Origin of the sequence: Haladaptatus sp. SPP-AMP-3 (genome assembly GCF_049568665.1) — an archaeon.
Lineage (GTDB): Archaea > Halobacteriota > Halobacteria > Halobacteriales > Haladaptataceae > Haladaptatus > Haladaptatus paucihalophilus.
This window is the reverse complement of sequence record NZ_CP145901.1, coordinates 63,069-79,201: the sequence shown is the minus strand read 5'-3', so window position 1 is coordinate 79,201 and position 16,133 is coordinate 63,069. Positions and strand designations below refer to the sequence as shown.

The 16,133-nt window shown below is 58.3% G+C and carries 12 protein-coding genes; 1 reads left to right on the top strand and 11 read right to left on the bottom strand.

Annotated features, from left to right (window positions below):
• Nucleotides 1-64: 64 nt before the first annotated feature.
• The 5 genes from V5735_RS20610 to V5735_RS20590 all read right to left on the bottom strand — a co-directional run bounded on the left by V5735_RS20610 (nt 65) and on the right by V5735_RS20590 (nt 6,953).
• Nucleotides 65-1,300 (bottom strand): O-antigen ligase family protein, encoded by a 1,236-nt coding sequence (locus V5735_RS20610; protein WP_423747023.1) that lies wholly within the window; start codon nt 1,298-1,300, stop codon nt 65-67.
• A gap of 428 nt (nt 1,301-1,728) precedes the next feature.
• Nucleotides 1,729-2,391, bottom strand: coding sequence for an AIM24 family protein (locus V5735_RS20605; protein ID WP_423747022.1), 663 nt, complete (start codon nt 2,389-2,391; stop codon nt 1,729-1,731).
• Nucleotides 2,392-2,553: 162 nt separating this feature from the next.
• Complete coding sequence (locus V5735_RS20600; protein WP_423747021.1) at nt 2,554-4,257, bottom strand: L-lactate permease; 1,704 nt, start codon at nt 4,255-4,257, stop codon at nt 2,554-2,556.
• 809 nt (nt 4,258-5,066) lie between these two features.
• Entirely contained in the window at nt 5,067-5,327 is a 261-nt protein-coding gene (locus tag V5735_RS20595) for a hypothetical protein (protein WP_423747020.1), read from the bottom strand.
• A gap of 192 nt (nt 5,328-5,519) precedes the next feature.
• Nucleotides 5,520-6,953 (bottom strand): PQQ-binding-like beta-propeller repeat protein, encoded by a 1,434-nt coding sequence (locus tag V5735_RS20590; protein WP_423747019.1) that lies wholly within the window; start codon nt 6,951-6,953, stop codon nt 5,520-5,522.
• Nucleotides 6,954-7,332: 379 nt separating this feature from the next.
• Here V5735_RS20590 and V5735_RS20585 point away from each other — a divergent pair, with 379 nt between their 5' ends.
• Nucleotides 7,333-8,748 (top strand): acyl-CoA thioester hydrolase/BAAT C-terminal domain-containing protein, encoded by a 1,416-nt coding sequence (locus V5735_RS20585; RefSeq protein WP_423747018.1) that lies wholly within the window; start codon nt 7,333-7,335, stop codon nt 8,746-8,748.
• An 85-nt stretch (nt 8,749-8,833) separates the two neighbouring features.
• Here V5735_RS20585 and V5735_RS20580 read toward each other — a convergent pair whose 3' ends face one another.
• From V5735_RS20580 to V5735_RS20555, 6 genes are all read right to left on the bottom strand, one after another.
• Nucleotides 8,834-9,607, bottom strand: coding sequence for an alpha/beta hydrolase (locus V5735_RS20580; protein WP_423747017.1), 774 nt, complete (start codon nt 9,605-9,607; stop codon nt 8,834-8,836).
• A gap of 182 nt (nt 9,608-9,789) precedes the next feature.
• Nucleotides 9,790-12,030: a TrmB family transcriptional regulator gene (locus V5735_RS20575; RefSeq protein WP_423747016.1), complete on the bottom strand. Its 2,241-nt coding sequence runs from the start codon at nt 12,028-12,030 to the stop codon at nt 9,790-9,792.
• A 216-nt stretch (nt 12,031-12,246) separates the two neighbouring features.
• A complete protein-coding gene (locus V5735_RS20570; RefSeq protein ID WP_423747015.1) occupies nt 12,247-12,897 on the bottom strand; it encodes a hypothetical protein in 651 nt (216 codons plus the stop codon).
• A 3-nt stretch (nt 12,898-12,900) separates the two neighbouring features.
• Nucleotides 12,901-13,773: a carbohydrate ABC transporter permease gene (locus tag V5735_RS20565; RefSeq protein ID WP_423747014.1), complete on the bottom strand. Its 873-nt coding sequence runs from the start codon at nt 13,771-13,773 to the stop codon at nt 12,901-12,903.
• Nucleotides 13,766-14,692 carry a carbohydrate ABC transporter permease gene (locus tag V5735_RS20560; protein ID WP_423747013.1) on the bottom strand — a complete coding sequence of 309 codons (927 nt, stop codon included), beginning with the start codon at nt 14,690-14,692 and terminating at the stop codon, nt 13,766-13,768. Before V5735_RS20560 ends, V5735_RS20565 begins: the two co-directional genes overlap by 8 nt.
• Nucleotides 14,693-14,702: 10 nt before the next feature.
• Nucleotides 14,703-16,073, bottom strand: a complete 1,371-nt coding sequence (locus tag V5735_RS20555; RefSeq protein ID WP_423747012.1) for an extracellular solute-binding protein — start codon at nt 16,071-16,073, stop codon at nt 14,703-14,705.
• Nucleotides 16,074-16,133 lie beyond the last annotated feature (60 nt).

Here is a 16,133-nt window from a genome sequence, read left to right as displayed (position 1 = left end):
CGATCATCAAGCTGATTTGAGGTCGGCGTCACGAAACACGGACGCGGGAAGAAACGAGTCGATTCTACCGTTCGTATCCGCAGATGAGGTAACCGAAGACCAGCATCGCGAGTATCGAGGCGACGGCGTTGTTGAACATCGTGTACACCGCAAACGTTTGGTGAACCGCGAATGCGAGGGCGAACCCGAGCATCGGTACGTCAACCGAGTCCCATCGAACGATGCCCTCGACGATACTACCGAGGACGATTACGAGATACGCTAACCCACCGACGATGCCGACTTGCAAGAAGATTTGGACGTACGAATTGTGGGGCGAATACCCGCGGAAGTGGGGGTCGGTGACGAACGGTTCGATAACGGCGTGCGTGTTGACAACTCCGTAGCCGAGGGCGGAGGGGGCGTTTTTAATGGCACGAAGTCCGGCCATCCAAAGCGGTGCTCGCCCGTGTGCATCTATCGGTCCGACCGCGAAGAGGATTGTGAGAAGTAAGACCGCGGATGCTAGCGCGAGCGGAACGACCGTAAACGGAACGCTCCGACGACCGAACAGAACGTACCCGGCGTACACGACGGTGGCCAACGCGAGGGCCAACCACGATGCACGTGCATGCGTCAGGTACGTGGCGAGTCCGTTGAGGAAGAACAGTACGGATGCAAGCGACACAAGGAGGAACCGCCGTTGGAAGACGTTTTCGACGGCAAGAACGAGCGCTGCAAACGCTCCGGAGAAGGTGAGGACGGCGAGGATATTCGGATTGTCGAGCACGGATTGCAGGTAGTGGAACTCCGTCCCGAGCAGTGGAATGGTGGCCGTGGCCTCGAAGAGTTTGGGCTGGAACCACCAGAGGTCGTACGACCCGATAACGTAGACGGGGAGTCCTATCACGACGAAAAACCCAGCGACGAGTGACAGACCCCAGAAGAAGACGTTCCGCGAGACGTACCTCGGGATGAAGAAGACGCTTACCCCGAAGAGTAACGCCATATAGACGACGAACGACGCTTTCGTCGAACCGGCGGCCATCGAATTGACGTGGAAAAAGAACACCCCTAGCATGAGGACGTACGCGGCCACGTATACCGCTCGACTTCGGAGGAACGCTACGATATCGTATCCGATGAACGGATAGGCTGCGTACAGAAGGAAGACCAAGGCAACGTGGAGGGTGCGTCCGTCGCCCGGGATGTACAGGTTGTGCTGTCGGAGGAGGACGAAGGTCAGAAGAATCAACAGAGACGTCTGTGCGACGTGTATCCACAGCCCACTATCGGTCCGATAGTACGTGTGCGCGAGCAACAAAAGGGGTGTAACATAGAGAAAGAGAAGGTCGAGATGAAACGAACCAAACCATTCTGGAGAATTCTGCGCTCTGTAAAGAATCCCGATGAAGAGAAGGGGAATCAGGAGAAGCTGAACGAGGGCGAACGGACGGAACTCACTCGTAAACGGGTTCAAAAACGAACGAGTAGAAGCGTTCTGATTGTCTTGTAAATTCATGGGGGCCATTCCGCGTTAGCTAAAATAGGTTTAGTACCATAGCATAAAAAGGATATTTATTTTTCCTTTTTAATAAAGTATATTGTATTTATGGATTCGAGCGTGTTTTTTGGTTCCGTGCATCGAGCCGGAGTGTTCGAAGGTCCCGTCCATCAACCGGACGAGAGAACGGAAAACGAGATGTCGTGGTCAGGGAGCGGTCGTAGCGAGCGATCGAACGAAGTGGGTCACTGTTCGGGGTGTACTTCCTCGTACGGTTGGATAATGACGAATCCACCCTCTTCGGCGAACTGAAGTTGGTACGACTCCCCGGAGGAGCGACCGATGAAGCTCTTGAGGTTCAAATCTCGCTTCGAACTCGGAGAGACGTTGCTACTCCACGCGACCGTCGCACTGGGGTCGGTGCTGACCGGCGTCGGGACGACGAGCGGTTCGCCGTGCGTGGTAATCGCGATATATCCCGGTCCCGAGAGATACACGTTGAACAGACCGCCGGAGGTCGCTCCGGCGATGCTGCTCATCATCTTAATGTCCCAACTGACGCTGTCCTCGAACGCCAGCACGTCGTTGCCGTTAACGCTGATCTCGTCGTCGGCGTTCAGTTCGAGCAGTTGGACCTCTTTGCCTTGGTCGGCCAGATACAGATGGCCGGTCCCCGTCGCCTTCATCATCACCGCGCCTTCTCCGGTGGCTTTCTGTTTCAGCATCCCTTTCAGTCCACCGGCGGACTTCTGTTCAAACGAGATTTCGCCGGTGTAGCCGACCATCGACCCGGCTCGGGCCATGACGCTCCCGTCCACCGAAACGTCGAGTAGCTTCGAACTTTCCAGTTCGAACGTGTTTTGCGTCTCGTTCGGTGCGTGGGAGGTTACAAATTCGTCGAGATTCATCGATTGATACCCAAGCGAAGTATCTAATCACATTCGTTTGTAGTTACCGTCCGAAATTTGACCACGTTGTGAAACGAGTTCACTATGTGGAACGAATTCACTCGTACCATCGTCGTTTCCGCATCCTTCCCCGGTGGTGCAAAACGAAAAAGCTCGACGGTCTCAGAAGACGCCCGGGAAAATAACGTAGACGAACAGCATCGTCAGGATGCCAGTCATGGTCGCATAGTAGGCCAGCGGAAGGAGTTCGAGTCGGATGACGCGTCCTTCCTGTCCGACGAGGCCGACGACCGCGAGGGCCGCGACCACGTTGTGAACCGCGATGAGGTTTCCAATCGCACCGCCGACGGCCTGTGCGCCGATGAGGACGGTGCGCGGGACGGCGAGATTCTCGGCGACGTTGTACTGAAACGTCCCGAACAGGATGTCGCTCACCGTGTTTGAACCTGCGAGGAACGCGCCGAACGCGCCCACGAGCGACGCGAAGAACGGATAGACGCCACCGGCGAAGTTCGCCGTCGCGTCGGAAAGGACGACCAGCATGCTGTCGATGTCCGCCGCTTTGCCGGATTGAATCATGATCTGAACCGTCGCCACCGCGAACAGCAACGCGATGACAGCGGGGATGACATTCTCGGCCGTTTCGACCCACGAATCCTTGATCTGGCGTCCGTTCATGCCGTGTAGCGGAATGGTGAGCAGGTGAACGAACACGAACACCGCCCCCGGGAGGTAGAGTAGTGCGAAGTCGTTATCGAGGCCAGTTCCGAGGATGTTCGTCCACTTGAGGACGAGCGTACTGGTCAAGAAGTCGGTCAGTGGCGTCCAGACGCGGGTAAGAACGAGCAGCGCCGCCAGCAGCGCGTACGGCGTCCACGCCTTCCAAAGGGACATCTGTTTCGTCACGACGCCACCGTCGGCGGCGACTGGAGTGTCGCTCGGGGATGTCTCACCGGGCTCGATGTCGCCGACCCAGTGTTCCGGCCAGAGTTCCTGTGGTGCGAAATCCCACTCTTCGTCGGGGTGGAAGAACCCGGCTTTTAGCGCGCTGACGGTGAACACCATGCCGCTCATCGCGCCGATGAGGCCAGGGAACGTCGGTCCGAGGAAGTACGCGGTCAGCCAGTACGGAACCGCAAACGTAAACCACGCGAACAAGGTGAGCGGGAGCACTTCGAGCGCGGGTTTGATGGAACGTTCCTCGCCGAAAAACCGCGTCATCATGGCGACGCCGATAAACGGTAACAGCATCCCGACGATAACGTGGAACGACGCGGCCCACACGCCGATTTGGGCAACCCAGCCGGGGACCGTCGTTCCCGCGGGCGTCGCCACGTTCGCCGTCGCGAAGGTGTCCTGCAATCCGATGATGAGCGGCGTCCCCACCGCGCCGAAGGTGATGGCCATCAGGTTTCCGGTGAGTGCGACCACGACCGCCGCGAGCGGTGGGAAGCCGAGACCAACCAAGAGCGGACCGACGACGGCCGCTGGCGTTCCGAAACCAGCGGCGGCCTCGATGAACGACCCCATCAGGAAGACGAGCAGGACCACCTGAACGCGTCGGTCCTCGCTGATGGAGGTGAATCCGGCGTTGATGGTATCGAAGGCGCCGGTTTGTTTCAGGGTGTACAACAGGAGAATCGCACCGAAGACGATCCAGAGGATGTTCGTCGCGGTGATGAAGCCGTTGATGGTCGCGGCCGCGACCCACCTCGGCGTCATACCCCAGCTCACGAAGCCGACGACGACGGCGGACAGCCACGCGAGCGGCATCGCCCGTGTGGCGGGCCAAAACCGTCCGATCATGAGGTATGCGATGACTACCAGCGGCAGGACCGCGAGAACTATTTCGAGGGCACTCACCATCGCGACCCACCACCTAGCTTCGTCTTCGTTAGCTGGGTCGGTCGTTCCTCGGCGCTCCTTCCAGCCGGTCTGTTTATCGATACGGCGTCCGAACTCGGACGGTATCGTCTCTGCCGTGTCATCGCTACTCCCCGTTGGTCGGTACCACCTGCCATGGACCGTAGGTCCACAGAACAGGGTATATAATTAACGTTTTCTCTAATAATATTAATATAAAAAATTGGGAACGGCCGGGTGCCGTGAGGACGATTCCGGAGGTGTTCTTCGAATCCGACACGAGGGGGCGACCGTCCGCCGAACGACGACGCTATCACTCGGGCGTAATGGGTTCTCCGGTCTTGTGCACCAAACCGGCACTAAAGGAGAAGATTCCTCGACATCCGGCGTCCATCATCATCTATCATTGTACACCCGTCAGACATATTTCAATGATATTCAAAAATGTATTTATCGATACTGCCGGTACAGAGGGAATATGTCTTACGATAACCCATCAATGAACACTATCGGGCAGCCGATCTGCGGGCGCACTGACGAAGACTCGAACGGGCCGTGTCAGTGCGTCGTCCCGTTTCCGGGGAGGCCCTGTCCCCATCACCGGGAATAAGCGTTTCACCGTCCGCTCATAGCACTACTTGGACGATTCGAACTCGATGAGAAGTCTATGCGTTCGCGATTTTCGATCGACCCCTCGAAATCACACCGAGGCTCGCTATTACCAGGTCGAGGGAAAGAATCGACAGTTACTGCGGTGGTAGACGGAACGTCAGGGACGCTTCCAGGCCGACCCGAGTGAGGAAGGAAGCCGATCACAATTCTCGGACGACGATTTCTCCGTCCCGACTGATGGTAACGTTCAGGCTACCGACCCAGAAGGAGGATTTCCACTTTTGCTGTCGATTGAGCATCGAGAAGTGATCGTCGATATCGTGACGGCAACGCTGATGAACGAGCGATTCCGCTTCGTCTCGAGAACCGTCGGTGACGAATGTGATAATATCGATGAGACACTCCGTAAGTGTCGTCTCACCGTCGATATCGTACTCGAACCGATATTCGTGGACGAACATTCGCTTATCTATGGAATCGTCCACTATCGATTCAGCGTTGATTGAAGCGGAGTTGGACATAGCTACATTCTTCGGTTGCACAATAATAAGTATGCGGCATATACTACCAAGAAAGAATCAATTGAAATATTGTGAACGACGGTAAACGTGGTGGTGGTTTCGGAGGACGATGACCTCACGGTCCCAGAGATATCAATTACAGCGGTCGTTCTCCGTCTCCTCGTCCGTATCCTCCGAACCGTCTGTCGAGTCGTCAGCGTCGGATTCGTCCCCGTTGGATTCGTTTCCGTTCGAATCTTCATCGTCCGTCTCATCCCCGCCCGATGCATCGTCATCAGCGGGCGATTCGTCCGCCGTGATTCGATAGAGGATTTCGTCCCGGGTGTATCCATCACTCTCGTACCAAAACGGATCGACGTCGTGCGGTGACGATGAAACGAGCAGCGACCCGTCCACCGCGACCGGTGTCGTCGCTGTGAGTCCATCGAAATTGTCCGTCTGCTCGGTCCGGGCGGGGAGTCGAAGACTCCACGTGGGTTCGCCGGAGGCCGGGTCGATGGCAAGCACGACCGCTTCGTCCGTCCCGTCATCGACCGCTCGTCTACCGCCGACGTAGACGATGCCGTCGCCGACCGACAGGCCGGACAGGGCCGAAAGGGGTTCGACGCTCCACCGTTCTTTACCGCTGGTCGCGTCCAACGCGGTCGCCCTATGGGTATTCTCCTCTTCGGTGACGACCAACAACTGCTCGTCACCGAGTGCGAACTGACCGAATTCGCCCTCGATCGATGTGGACCACTGGCTGGCTCCATCGCCGACGGACCACGAGTGAACGGTCCCCTCTGTGGTGCCGTACGCGGAGCCGTCGGCGACCATTTCGATGGACCCTTCGACGCTCCACTTTTTGCTCCCGTCTGACGCATCTACCGCGGTGCCGTCAGTAGTGTAGACGGTTCCGTCGGCGTACGCCACGTCACCCTCCACACCCCCGGTTTTCCACACGGTATCACCGGTGGCGGGGTCGAGCGCGTACGCCGACCCGGTAGAGACGTTCGTCGTGAGGAGCCCCTCATCCGCGAGTATCGGTTGTGTCCACACCGGTTGGCCGTACGTTACGTAGTCGGTACGCGTCCACGCAACCTCCCCGGTTTCGATGTCCAGGGCGAAGACCCCGCCGTCATCCGGGTCCGGGGATTCCGGAGCCGACGTGAGGAAATAGACCCTGTCAGTGCCGACGGTGGGCGTATGCGGTGCGGGGGTCGTTTGTTTCCATTTTTCGGTGCCGGTTTGGAGGTCGTACGCGGCAACGAACCCGGCCGTCGCGCCCGGACCATCGCTTTCCCGGACGGCGAGATACACCGTGTCGTCGGCGACGACGGGCTCGCCGATACTACCGTCCGGATTCGTCCATTCGATCACATCGAGGTTTCCGGCGTCCGTCGGCCCACCCATGCGAGTGGCACCTGTCCGGCCGTTGGTTCCACGATAGAGCGACCACCCAGCAGGAGGGTCGTCCGTCTCGGTGCCGTCCGTCTCCTCTGCGAGTACGATGTTTCCACCAATTCCGAGTGCAGTTGCGGTGACGCCGACTCCCTTCAGGAAGGTTCGTCGTGTATTGTTATTCATGCAACAATTACCGGAAGACAATTGCATATGATAAGTTTTGTGGACATGTATTTGAAAATAAATAAATAATCCATCCGAAACGTGAGAAGTTATTTTAACTCTCAATGAAAATGGATATGATGTATTCATTTAATGATTTGGCAAAGGGTCGGGATAAAAACGATAGACGTTCACTATCCTGTACGATACGCGTTGTATCCTAAAGTGATCATGCGAGTCGAGGCCGAGAACGGAGCAACCGAGTCAACGTATCGTTGACAAGCCACGACTCCGGGAACCGACCGAGCGAGGTCGAATCCGGTACCGGGTGGCACAGTTCGGACCGGAACGCGTCCCGCATTTTAAGACGGTGAAAGGTGAACATTCGCTAACCGGTTTGGTGACTTCGAGACGAGTTTCCCGACGTGAGTGGCTGGCGTCGTCGCTCGCCGTCGCTGCGGCCGCTACCGGCGGCTGTCTCGATACCGCACTCGTCGATGAGAACGCGGGGTCGATCGACCGTCCGGCCCGAACGAAGGTTGGAACCCCGCTTCGACTCCGAGTGAGTGGCTTCGAACCACGGACCGTCGTGACTCTTGAGTGTGAAGCCACCGATGAAGCGGGCCGCGACTATACGGGTTCGTGGTCGCTTCGAACGGACGAGAGCGGCGCGGCGACGCTCGTAAACGAGGATTTCACCAACAACGCACCGAAGTCGAATTGGTATGGATCCGAGCGAGGCCGCCGGATAGCGGAACGGTTGACGGTCTCGATGATCCTTCACCGTCTCTCCTTCGAGAGCCTCTTTGCATCGTCGCCAAATTTCTTCATGGGAAGTCGGAATTCTGTCACACTCTCGTTCCACGCCCACTCCGGGCTCTTCGGCACTTCGACGCCGTCCCGCTCACAGTCGCGCGTACTCGTCGACCCGGGAGTTTCACGACGGTCGGTCGAAGCGAACGGACTGGTCGGATGGCTGTACGAACCGGCAACGCGGGGACCGCATCCGGGAATCGTTGCACTCCACGGCGCGTCGGCCTCCGTTCCGCATCGGTTGAGCGAGATGTTGGCGACACACGGGTACGCGACCCTTGCACTGCAGTACTTCGACGCGCCGGGACTGCCGGAATCGCTCGAACGAATCCCGCTCGAATACTTCGATACCGCGATTCGGTGGCTGACGGGGCGGCCGACGGTTCACGACACGGGAATCGGTTTATTCGGAATCTCACGCGGCGTCGAGGCCGCGTTACTGACGGCAACGGGGTACGACGGGCCGGTGGCGGTAATCGGGTACTCCGGCGGCGGTGTCGTCCGGCACGGAGTCGCCGGAGTACCCCCGACGAGATACATCGACCGCCCCGCCTGGACTCGCAACGGCTCTCCGGTTGCGAACCCGGACGCCATTCGAGCGACGTTCGACGCGATCGAAGATCACGGTCGACACGACTGTCGCGCCGCATTGCTCCCGAACGCGATTCGGTCACGGACTCCGGAGCGGCTTCTCGAGCAGGCACTCGTTCCCGTCGAGGAGATAGACGGGCCCGTGTTACTGTTCGCTGGCGGGGACGACCAGCAGTGGCCATCGACCGCGGTGGCGGCGCTGACGGTCGACCGGTTGCGCCGACGAGACCATCCTCGCCCGTTTGGCCTTCGGACGTACTGCAATTCGGGACACATCTTTGGAGTGCCCTACGCCGATTACACCGGTGTCCCGACGAACGATACCAACGGGGGAAGCCCGAAAGCGAATGCACGGGCCGCGGCGGACTCCTGGCCGACAGTCCTCGATTATCTGGAGAATGGGCTGAGATAAGTGATATTTCATCCGGTAACGATGGTTCAAAGCACGGGCATGGGGACAAGACGAACGGACTGACCGAACTGGTTGACAAGCCCGGCTACGCAGTCGCAGTAACCGATTTGCTCAGCCACGGAACGAGGATATCCGCTAGCCGTCGGTGGGCGACGGCGTACGAGATGGTCGCCCGTGAGTCCCCTTGCTGGCCGCGATACGAACCGAATTCAGTGTGGTTCATTCCGGTGATTTCGCGGAACGTCGCGTTCTGCGGAAGGAGATTCCTACTCTCACGGTAGGCCTCCCGGTCCAAAACGGTATCCCTGCTGCCAGAGACGGTCAGTACGTCTATCGGACGTTCGCTCACGTTGGTATCGCAATACGACGCGAACTGCACCAGTCCTCGGACGTCGTGTGAGCTCGCATATCGACAAGCGGCAACGCCCCCGAGCGAATGTCCGCCGACGAACCACGTCCGAATCCCGGAATACCGAGACCTGACTTCCCCCGCAGCGCCCACATCGAGAAGGGCGACGTTGAACGGCATTTTCGGGACGAAGACCGTCACGTTGGCACGTCGTACTAACGGTGCGAGAGAGGCATAGTAGGCATCCGGTGCAACGCGCGCGCCGGGATAGAAAACGAGTCCGACGGTCGAAGTCCCGTTCGTGGGGGAAAGAACCGTCACGCCATCCGTTTTCGAAATCGAGACGTGTGGGTCGTTTGCCACCGACTGCACCGAGGCCGACGTCCCGTGATGTGGAAGCGAGAAGTACACCGCGACACCACCGACGACGATGAGGATGAGCGCCAGAAGGATACCGACTCCCACCTTCCAGCGACGGCTGGTCAATCGTCGTAGTCCGCTCTCGACCATTGTACCGTAGAATGAACGTGATCGAGGGGAGTAAGTATTCGCCTTCAGGAACCGGCGGCCGATACGTCGAAGTTCACAAACCGAATTCCGTGTCGGCGTGAAACGGTCAGTCTCGTCGAGTATGGTTGCTTCCGCCCGGTATCGTTCGTCTATGTCGAGCGTGGTGTTCGGTCGATGCGGGGCTATTGCGTCTCGAAGAGGGTATCGTATTGGTCGAGGAGGTGACGGATAGATTCCTCGGTCGGCGGAACTCCCTCGCGCATGAAACACCCCGCGACAGTGTTCGCGAGGATGAGTGACGTCCCGTCGGACAGCCCCTCTGCGTGGCCGAGCGTCAGCCCCGTATCGAAGTGAGCATCGGAGTTCGTGACCTGTTCGGGGTCCGGTCTGGGTGCTCGCGCGGTCACGATACCGGATTCTCGGGCGAGCGCCGCCTCGAGAAGCGTGTGGACCACGAATTTGGAAACACCGATTTCGTCACGGAGGGTCATGGCCGTGTTCGAAAGCGAACTGTCCGTCCTTTCCTCGTCGAGGACCGTGAGAAGACGCTTTGCTTGTGTCCGGTTCGTCGTAACCGTCACGGGAACGACGTCGTCGAGGGCGCGGAGGGACTGGAGCCCGTCTTTGACGAGGTCCGGTGACATCTGCTGGATGTCCGCGGGCGAGATGACGACCGAGTCCGGCGGGTGTTCGAGGAGCGGCCAAATCTCGTCCCGAAATCCATCCCAAACGGACGGAAGCGACGGAATATTCGACCACGACCCGAAACCGAGGACGGTCGTCCCGTCGACGGACTCCGCGAGCGTCTCGGTACCGATATCCTCGACCACCGTGTCCCAATCCACTTGGTCGAAGTTCGGCTCGCGGAGGATGAGCTTCCCATCTTCGAACAGGATGTAATCGGCGAAGGTCGGCTCGCCCGCACTGAGGACATCGTGGGTCGAGAACACGTCTTCGAACACGGAATGTATCGGGTCGCCGAACGTTCCAAAGACGGTGAGGTCGTACCCGAAGTCGTCGAAAACTTGCCCGAGATGGACCGTGTGTCCACCGGGAATCGTTTCGGTGGGGACCCACTCGATGACCGGGACGCTGTCGCTCGCCTCGAATTCGATGAGTAACTCTTTCAGGTCGCCGAACTTTCGCATCGATTCGTAATCACGGGACCCGTTCCGTTCCTCGACGAATTCACGCATTCGGTCGACGAACGCATCCATCCCGAGTGCGATTCGACCGTCGCCGAACTCCTCGGGAATCTCTTCTCGACACCGCCGGAGGTGACGTTCCGTTTCGTCGTCGATGGTGGCGGGATGGTCCTTCCCGCTCTTTTCCCAAACGGTGAGACGACGTGCTTGGTAGTCTTCGTACGTCGCTTTCCACCCGCCGACGGTAACGACGTCAGCTGTGCCGGAATCGTATTCCGGGTCGAGTTCGACTTTGAGCGTCGCTCTGATGTCGAATTCGGTAAAGTAATACCCGGCGACCGTTCCACGCTTCGTCACCGCTTCACCGGTTCCGGTATCGTAGCCCTCGAATTCCACCTCGAAGGACTCGAGCGCCCGTTCTCGTGTCACGCGTTTGAGGTCGGAAAGACAGTCTTTGAGTCGGATGTATTCCTTCGGGAACGTGGGCCAATCGGGTTCGCCCGTCGGGTTCACCGGGCGAGCGAGCGGCCAGATGGAATCGGAGAGGAATCTATCAAAAAGGAATCCTAGCTCCGGGTTCGTGATGTAGAATCCCTGCATTTCGGACGTCATCTTCCGTTTCGAGCCGTGAGTCCAGTAGAATGCGCGTTCCCGATCCGCGCTCACCATGAGCGGTTCGTTGGAGGTGACCCCGTGAATGTCGTCTGCAAGGGCCGAGAGTGATTCGTCCAAGTAGATATCGTCGCCGTCGACATCGTCTTCGGGCAGGTCGGAAACGATGAGGCGAGAATGAACGTCGGAGGGCAGAGCCGTCAGGTCGTCTCGAAATGTGTCCAGGTGTTTCCGCGGAAGAAGGAGAAAGAGGCTATCCTCCGCCGATTCGATCACCTTTCGTATGTATTTCTCGATGGTCGGTTCGCTCTTGAACAGCGCGACACCGCCCTCGACTTCCTCGACCGCTTCGTGTAGTTCGTCGAGTCGTTCCTCCGTTCGCGTTATCTGTTGCTTGATGGGCGAGAGCGCTTCGGACGGGTCGATGGCGTAGGCTTTCCGCGGATAGTCGTCGATGACCTCGACGAATCCCTCGTTCCGAAGGTCACTGACGGTGTCGTAGACTCGCTGTTTCGGGACGCCGCTCGACTCCGAGATTTCCGTCATCGACTGCTTTCCGCCGCGGATAAGAGCGAGGTACACACTGGCCTCGTACTGAGACATCCCGATGTTCTCCTCGAGCGTCTCCTGGAGAACCGTGTCTTCCGCCTCGACCTGATCGTCCATGCGTCTACAATATTACCACATCCTAAAGGCAGTTTCGAGATGCATCACACGGCGAAATATTTTCAAGTAAAATTTTATAAAATAATATATTTATTTCCGTCTACGTCACGTAAATCGCTTGAATATCACACAAGCACGCGATAATCCTCACACGAGCGCAGGTCTCGTCCCGGTCGATACGATACCGAACGGACGGTGAAGACGAAGCGGGGGTGCTCACACGGCCGCCGGTGCCGAAGCCCGCCCGTTTTCGTCCGTGTACGTGTCGAACTCGTCGGTGACGATGACGTGCAACGAGAAGGCGATTCCAGCGAACAGGAGGGGGAACGCGACCATGAGCAACGCGGTCACGGCGAAGGTGACGACCGTGAGAAGCGCCATCGAGAGCACGGCAGTCGGGTGGGAAGCGACCCACCGAATCCCGTAGCGAAGCGCACTCACCGGAGAGACGCCCCTCGCCATGGCACTGAACGTTGGAACCAACACCAACGCGGAATACATCGCAATATACCCGGCGATGAGCGCGATGATTTCGCCGAGCAGCATGCTCCGCGAGAGCGCCGGAATTCCGTAGAGAACCGAGATACCGCCGAAGACAACCGGGACGCCGCTGAAGATGACGCTCGCAACGCCGTTCCGTCGGAGAACCGACCCCAAGCGCGAGGCATCCACCGCGTTCCGCTCCGACCGCAGGTCCTGAACGGCCGCATACGCGAGCAGCGTCGCGGGTCCGACCGTGATGACCGGAAGCAGACAAATGACCCACGCGACGCTCAGGACGACCAATCGAAGTGCGTTGCCGTAGACGAAGCTCGGCACCGCCGTGAGCGCGCTACGAAACGCGATTTGGTCCGTCGTTTCGGCCATGTGTTATCCCGTCCCCGCTTGCATCTGGACGCTCGAGATGAGTTTGTCCTGGAATAGGAGGAAGACGATGAACAACGGCATCGAGGCGAGCGCGAGCGACGTCATGATGAGGTTCGGCGAGAGCGCGTTCACCGAGCGGAGCGTGACGACGCCGATGGGGAGCGTGAAGAGCGCATCGTCGTTCAGAACGATGAGTGGCCAGAGGAACTGATTCCAACTCCAGATGAACACGAACAGCCCCAACGCGGTCAGGATGGGCGTCGATAGCGGGAGAATCATGTGCGTGTAGATACGCACCGACGAGAATCCGTCGAGCCGCGCCGCTTCCTCCAGTTCCTTCGGGATATCGCGGAAGAACTGCACGAGCAAGAATACGCCGAGCGGTCCGGCCGCGAACGGCAGGATGATGGCCCAGTAGGAGTTGATGAGCCCGAGGTCGTTGACCAACGTGTAGAGCGGAATGATGTTCACGTATCCGGGAATCATGAAGCTGGCCATGATGACGCCCAGCACGATGCTTCGCCCGGGCCACTCCAACCGCGTGATGGAGTAGGCGATCATCGAGTCGACGACCAACACGATGAACGTCGTGATAGAGGAGATTAACAGCGTGTTGAACGCCCACTGGTAGATGATGGGCTCTTCGATGAGGTATCGCTTCCAAATCGCGAACGTGATTTCCGGCGGGACGAGGTGAAATCCACCCTGCGAGATGAACTTCATCGGCGTCACCGATAGCTGGAACATCCGCCAGTACGGGATGAAGAACAGTGCGGCCAGCCCGTACATGACGACGTACAATCCGATGCGGTAGAGCCGTTCGCTGTCGAAATATTCGGCCTGTGATTCGTCGGCGGTAGTATCTGTATTACTCATTGTTCGTCCCCACGATGACGTAGTTCAGAATCGAGACGCCGACCAGGATAGCCAACAGCGTGTATCCCACCGCTGCGCCGAAGCCGAGGTCGCGCGTTTCGAATCCGAGTTGATAGAGGTACAAGACGAGTGTCTGTGTGTGTCCGGCCGGACCGCCCTTGGTCATGATGTACGGCTGGCCGAATATCTGGAACTGGAAGATAGTCGATGCGACCAGCACGAACAGGACGGCGTTTTTCATGTGCGGAAGCGTGATGTCCCAGAACATACGCCACGGCCCCGCGCCGTCGAGACGCGCCGCTTCGTAGAGTCGAGAGGGAACGTTCTGGCGCGCCGCGAGCAACACGGCGAAGTAGAACCCGGATTGCCACCACACGGTCGTGACGACGATGACGGGCATCGCCCAGAACTTCGAGTTTAGGGGCGACCCATCGAAGAGCCAGCCGAGCAACAGCGTCCCGATGCCGTTCTGTGCGAACATCTGGAGCCAGACGATACCGACGACCGAAACGGTGAGCACGTACGGGCTGAAGTAGATGAACTGGAGGATTCGGCTCCCCTTCAGTTCCTTGTTCAACCCCAGTGCGAGCACCATGCTCACGACGAGGATGAGCGGAACGGTCATCGCGACGAACTGAATGGTGTTCCAGAACGCGTTCCAGAACATCGGGTCGTTCAACAAGCGAGCGTAGTTCGCCGCCCCGACGAACGTCGACTGCGACGGGTCGAGGAAGTTCCACTCGAAGAGGCTCATGTAGAGCCCCTTCAGCAGCGGATACAGCAAAAAGACGCTGAACAACAGCAAGTACGGGGCCGCAAACAGGATCCCAGCGAGAAGCTGGCGTGTCGACTGACTTCCGACCTGCTCTCGGATGGACCCGAATCGCCCCGCGGTTGTAGATGTATCGACGTTACTCATGATGAACCACCTACTGCCGATCTAAGGCTTGCTGGAGCGACGTCGCACTGTTTTTCACACCCTTCTTCACGGACGTATTGTGAAGATACATGTCGATGAACGGACCCCAGAACTTGTCGCTGTTGATGTGAATTCCGGTCCGTGGCTGGTACCGAACCTGTTTGTCCTTCACCATTTCGTACATGGTCGAGATGGTGTCGAACTCCGTCCAGAGCTTCGTGTTCTTGACTTTCTTCGAGGTCGCCACGGATTTCGCGGCCGGGAGGTGACCGCCAGCGGACGCCCACAGGGTGTTGTTTTGGGTCGCGAATTCCGCGAACTCGACGGCCGCTTTCTTCTCCTCCTCGGTGTGGTTCGAGTTCGTCGGGAAGTACAGCGAATTCGACTCGGCCCATGCAACGTCGTCGCCCTCTCCGGGGAACATGAACGGTTTCTGGAACGTAAAGGAGAGATCGGACGGAATTTCGCCGTTCTCGTTTTCGAAGTTGTTGACCGACCACGTTCCGGCGATGAACATGCCGAGTTTGCCCGAGACGAAATCCTCCACGCGCGCGGATTCGCTCTGGAACTTCTGGGAGTCCCAGCCGAGCTTCCCGGTGATGTCGGTCATGAGCTGGGCCGTTTCCATCCCTTTCTCGTTGTCGAATGCGACTTTGTAGTCCCCCGGCTCACCGGTGAGGACGTTACCGCCCGCTTGCGTGAGGGCGATGATGTATGCGCGGTACGCCGCTTGCCCCGCTTTCCAGTTGATGAACGAGAAGGGACGAGCGTCGGTTTTCTTTTTGATGGTGTTCGCAGCGTTCGAGAACGAATCCCAGTCGGAAAAGTCCGGGTCGACACCCGCTTTCTCGAGGACTTTGTCGTTCGTGTACAGCCCCTTGCCGTGAACGTCGATGGGAAGTGCGTAGGTGTCCCCGTCTATCTTGGTGTTCTCGCGTGCGATATCGAAGTACGCGCTCTTCGACTTCGACGAGAGGTAATCGTCGATGGGGTCCGTTATCGGTTTGAGATGCCGACCGTACGAGGCGTAGTAACTGGCGATGTGCGGTGCATTTCCGGAGTTGACGGCGGTAAACAGTTTGTTGAGGAAGCTTCCGAACGGAACGCTTTGCGCGTTGATGTGGATACCGTTGTCCTTTTTGTTGAATTCGTCGACCAGTTCCGTCATCTCCTTCTTTTCCTGCGCCCCGAAGTACATCCAGTAATCCACGTTGACATCACCGGATTTCCCCGAGTTATCCGAATCCGACCCGCCACCGCCGGTGAGTCCGCTACACCCCGCGAGCGCGGTCGTCAACACCGCACCACCCGTCCCGATAGCGTGGCGACGAGAGATTCGGTTTCCGTTCGATTCGGTCGTGTTGGCGTCGTTCTGCGTCATTGTATCGATTTCCGTTTTCGGTTCGTAGTCGAGCGTTCGTCACACGGTTCTGCAGATTCC

What these genes read in the sequence shown, in the direction of transcription:
- V5735_RS20600 (WP_423747021.1), bottom strand. Translation starts at nt 4,257, where the DNA reads ATGGTGAGTGCCCTCGAAATAGTTCTCGCGGTCCTGCCGCTGGTAGTC.
- V5735_RS20605 (WP_423747022.1), bottom strand. Translation starts at nt 2,391, where the DNA reads ATGAATCTCGACGAATTTGTAACCTCCCACGCACCGAACGAGACGCAA.
- V5735_RS20580 (WP_423747017.1), bottom strand. Translation starts at nt 9,607, where the DNA reads ATGGTCGAGAGCGGACTACGACGATTGACCAGCCGTCGCTGGAAGGTG.
- V5735_RS20595 (WP_423747020.1), bottom strand. Translation starts at nt 5,327, where the DNA reads ATGTTCGTCCACGAATATCGGTTCGAGTACGATATCGACGGTGAGACG.
- V5735_RS20560 (WP_423747013.1), bottom strand. Translation starts at nt 14,692, where the DNA reads ATGAGTAACGTCGATACATCTACAACCGCGGGGCGATTCGGGTCCATC.
- V5735_RS20570 (WP_423747015.1), bottom strand. Translation starts at nt 12,897, where the DNA reads ATGGCCGAAACGACGGACCAAATCGCGTTTCGTAGCGCGCTCACGGCG.
- V5735_RS20590 (WP_423747019.1), bottom strand. Translation starts at nt 6,953, where the DNA reads ATGAATAACAATACACGACGAACCTTCCTGAAGGGAGTCGGCGTCACC.
- V5735_RS20575 (WP_423747016.1), bottom strand. Translation starts at nt 12,030, where the DNA reads ATGGACGATCAGGTCGAGGCGGAAGACACGGTTCTCCAGGAGACGCTC.
- V5735_RS20555 (WP_423747012.1), bottom strand. Translation starts at nt 16,073, where the DNA reads ATGACGCAGAACGACGCCAACACGACCGAATCGAACGGAAACCGAATC.
- V5735_RS20565 (WP_423747014.1), bottom strand. Translation starts at nt 13,773, where the DNA reads ATGAGTAATACAGATACTACCGCCGACGAATCACAGGCCGAATATTTC.